Below are 3772 nucleotides of genomic sequence, written 5' to 3'. Positions count from 1 at the left end.
CACCCACGACAGCCTGATCCAGGCCGGCGAGCTGATCCGCACCTTCGAACAGCGCCAGGGCCTGCGGATCGGCTGCATCGAGGAGATCGTCTTCCGCCAGGGCTGGATCGACGCCGCCCAGCTGGCCGACCTCGGCCGCGCGCAGGCCAAGAGCGAGTACGGCCGCTACCTGCGCGACCTGGCGGAGCGCGGCGTACAGGGCGAGGAGCCGGCGGCGGAGTAGGCGGCGTCGCCGCTGCGACGCCCCCTGCGGCGCGTTCGGAATGGCCAGGTCGAAAGCCGTCGCCGCTGGCGGCCGCGATCACCCGTCAGGCGCGCAGCAAAAACGGCCCGCCGGCGGACCGGCGGGCCGTTCGCATTCTCTCTCTATCCGAAGCGCCTAGAGCTCTTCGTTGATCAGGGCGACCTGGTAGAAGCCGTTGCCCTGCAGGATGTTCATCACCTGCATGAAGTCGCCGTAGCGCACGGTCTTGTCAGCGCGGATATAAACCCGCTGCTCGGTCGGGGCCTTGCCGGGCTCCTTTCGGCTCAGCACCCCCGAGAGGTCCGACGTCAGGCGGTCCAGGCTGGTCGACTGGTCGCCGATGTAGACCCCGCCGCCCTGCTGGATGTTGATCAGCACCGGCTCTTCGACCTTCGCGCCCGGCGGCGGCGGAATGGCCGGCGGCAGGTCGAGCTTGATCGACACCGTGGCCGCGGGGATCGCGACCATGAAGATGATGAGGAGCACCAGCATCACGTCCACGAAGGGCGTGACGTTGATGTCGCTGTTCTGGCCGAGATCGAAGCGGCTGCCTCCGCTCCCACCGCCCAGCTTTGCAGCCATGCTGATTTCCTTCCCTGGGGCGCGGCTTTCCGGCCCGGCTCGTGCTTCCCGGGACCATTGGCAAGCGGTTGAAGGATTGTAAAGGCCTAAGCGTCGGCGGCGGCCACACGCGGCGCGCACGCGGCCCAGGAAGGCTTTCCCGGCCCTGATTCAGGGCCCGTCGCGATACCTGCGTTCGGGGCAAAACGCGCCCGCCACGCTTCTCGGCGCCGGCGTCGTTTTTTCCCCAGCGTCAATAAAACACTGTTCACCTCTTTGGGCTACTCAGGATACGGGCCTGGTTTCGGCCAGTGCGGAAAAGTCATCTCTCGTGAGGCTCAGAATGAAGCTCCAAGCCACCCTCGCGGCCGCCGCCGCGATCTTCTCCCTCGGCACTTCGGCCATGGCCGAGCCGGTCATCGCCAAGCTGAACGCCAGCATGTCCGGCGCGGCCAAGCCGGTCGCCGGCGGCGCCGTCTTCGAATGCCTGGGCGATGTGTGCGCGAGCCGCTCGCCGAGCGCCGACACCGGCAGCGTCCGCGGCTGCAAGGAACTCGCCCGCCAGGTGGGGGGCGTGAACACCTTCGGCCCGTCCTCCAAGCCGCTCTCGGCCGAGCAGATCGCGACCTGCAACGAAGCGGCCCGCAAGTAACCGCGCCTGCCGGCGGGCGGCTCGCGCCGCCGCCGGGACGCAAGCGTTCAGCCCATGACGCGCCAGAGCCTTGCCGGCTCTCGGCGCGTCATCGTTTTTCGTGAACCGCGCCGCTGGCGGTGTCCCGATCCACCCCGCTCAGGCGGATGCGGCCTGTTCGGAAATGGCTCCAGGGGCGGCGTAGGCGCGGACGAAGGCGGCCGAGACCTGCTCGGCCAGGCCGATCAGCTCGATGCGCCGGCGCTCGCTGCCGCGCATCTGGTCCTGGTGCAGCACCGCCAGCAGCAACGGCGAGAGCAGCATCAGCGCGGCCGCGCGCAGGTCCGAGTCGATGATCTCGCCGCGGGCGGCGTGCTCCTCGAGCCGGACCACCAGGGCGTCGAGCGCCGGATCGATGATGTGGTTCAGCGTCAGTTGGCTGATCTGCGGGTCGGCCAGGCCCTCGCACAAGCTGGCGGCCATGACGTCGCCCAGCCGCACCTGGCCTTGCGCCTGCATGCCGAACACCAGGCTCAGGGCGAAGTCGCGCATCGACTGGGCGAAGGCCCCGTTCGCCTTGGAGACCGTCTCCAGCCGGGCTTCGCCGCGGCAGCGGTACTCCTCGAGCAGAGCCGCGACGACGCCGGTGCGGTCGCCGAAATAGTGCTGCAGGGTGGGAGCGGTCACCTCGGCGGCCGCGGCCAGCTGGCGCAGACTAGGCCGCTCGACGTCGAGTCGGGCGAAGCGCGGCAGCATGCGGTCCAGCAGTTCACGCCGCTTGGACTCGTAGTCGGCGTTCTTGACACCCTTAGCCCTTGGCAACCTGGTTCGCGTCCCTTCGCCGTCGCTCGACCTGCGCCGCGCCCCGATTTGCAAATGATAGGGCGCCGCGGCGCCGCCACCAACCGCGACGTGTAAACGTCGAGTAACATCGCTATCCGCGCAGCTCGGCTTTATCTTGCTATAATCACTGTTTACGAGCCGGAACCCGGCAGGCGCCCATCCTGGGTCGGCTTGGCCATGAACCCGCAACGGGTCCCGGGCGTCTTGCGTCGGGGACGAACTCTTGAGACCCCCACGTCATGCTTCTGTTGTTTCTGCTGTTCGCAAATCCCGTCGGCGCCACCGGACTGACGCGCGCCCTCGCCACGCCGCGGCCGGCGCCCGAGAAAGCCTGAACACCCGAAAAAGTCTGAATAGGAAAAGCCGAAGCGCCTGACCCGCATCGGGACGTCAGGCGAAGGGTCGATACGCCCGTCGCCGCCAATTCGGCGCGACGGGCGCAGCAACTTCCCTTCCCGCAGCCTCGAGAGGCCGCCGACGCGTTCAGCCGCGCGTCGGCGCGGACCTCCGATTGAAGGGAGGCGCGGGAGCTGAATACGCCTTACTAGCTCAGTACGACGATCGCGACGCGGCGGTTCTGGGCCCGGCCTTCCTTCGTGTCGTTCGGCGCGACGGGCTGCTCCTGGCCATAGGAGATCGTCGCCATCCGGTTCAGAGCAATCCCCTGCTGGTTCAGGTACTTGCGGACCGCTTCGGCACGCGCCTCACCCAGCTTGTCATTGTAGTCCGGCGTGCCGGTGGAGTCCGTATAGCCCTGGATCTCCAGGTAGACGTTCTTGTTCTCCGACTTCAGGCGCTGCACCAGCTCGCCGAGCCGCTGCTGGGCCTCCGGCGACAGGGCGTGCTTGTCGGTCGGGAACTTCACGGAATCGTCCGACAGCACCACCTCGTAGAGGAACTTGCCCTCGGCGAGCTTGTGGGCGGCGTTGGCCCGGTCGAGCGCCTGGCCGGCGGTGCCCTCGACGCGGGTGGTGTGCTCTTCGGCCACCGCGACCTGGTCGCGCACGAACCGGTGGCTGGCGCAGCCGCTGGTGGACAGGCCCAATAAGACCAGGACGCCGGCGACGGCGCTGGTTCGAACCACACTAGACCTCATCATCACATTCTATCTCCCATTGCGAGTTGCGAGCGAAACCCGCCCCCGGCGCATCCGATTGCGCAGCTTCAAGAGGTGCGGCGTCGGGCGTGGCGCGGTGATGACGCGTCCGTGACCAGAAGATGGCGGTCCGGCGAACGCCGGTCTTGGAGCGGCGCCACGATCCTGCCCCGCAGGCGTGCTTGTTAGGGCGCGAAGCGGGGCTGCAGGAGTTCGCGAGAGTCGATGAGCGTGGAAGCGCAGGCGCACCACCAGGGTCGCGCCGCCAGACGGCGACGCCGCGAACGCCTGACGGCCGCGGCGGGCAGCCTCGCCGTCCACGCCCTGGTGCTGTCGGCGGTGCTTGCCAGCTGGGGCCATCCGCCGACCGTTCCCGAGCCGCCGGCGATGGAGGTGA

At 68.4% G+C, this 3772-nt stretch carries 4 protein-coding genes and 1 pseudogene; 2 read left to right on the top strand and 3 right to left on the bottom strand.

The window, feature by feature from the left end:
• Positions 1-223: pseudogene (locus VJS38_RS00625) on the top strand (glucose-1-phosphate thymidylyltransferase); the annotation flags it as partial.
• Between the two features lie 156 nt (positions 224-379).
• Here VJS38_RS00625 and VJS38_RS00620 read toward each other — a convergent pair.
• On the bottom strand, positions 380-826 hold the full coding sequence (locus VJS38_RS00620) for a biopolymer transporter ExbD (protein WP_324086220.1): 447 nt from the start codon (positions 824-826) through the stop codon (positions 380-382).
• A gap of 322 nt (positions 827-1148) precedes the next feature.
• Between VJS38_RS00620 and VJS38_RS00615 the strand changes: the two genes are divergently transcribed.
• Complete coding sequence (locus tag VJS38_RS00615) at positions 1149-1457, top strand: CC_3452 family protein (RefSeq protein ID WP_324086219.1); 309 nt, start codon at positions 1149-1151, stop codon at positions 1455-1457.
• 138 nt (positions 1458-1595) lie between these two features.
• Here VJS38_RS00615 and VJS38_RS00610 read toward each other — a convergent pair whose 3' ends face one another.
• Together VJS38_RS00610 and VJS38_RS00605 are read right to left on the bottom strand one after the other, a co-directional pair.
• Positions 1596-2258, bottom strand: a complete 663-nt coding sequence (locus VJS38_RS00610) for a TetR/AcrR family transcriptional regulator (RefSeq protein ID WP_324086218.1) — start codon at positions 2256-2258, stop codon at positions 1596-1598.
• Positions 2259-2823: 565 nt separating this feature from the next.
• Positions 2824-3375, bottom strand: a complete 552-nt coding sequence (locus tag VJS38_RS00605; RefSeq protein WP_324086221.1) for an OmpA family protein — start codon at positions 3373-3375, stop codon at positions 2824-2826.
• Positions 3376-3772: the final 397 nt, after the last annotated feature.

It is taken from the genome of Phenylobacterium sp. (assembly GCF_035276905.1).
Taxonomy (GTDB): domain Bacteria; phylum Pseudomonadota; class Alphaproteobacteria; order Caulobacterales; family Caulobacteraceae; genus Phenylobacterium.
The sequence above is the reverse complement of the archived record's forward strand: the minus strand, read 5'-3'. Positions and strand labels throughout refer to the sequence as shown.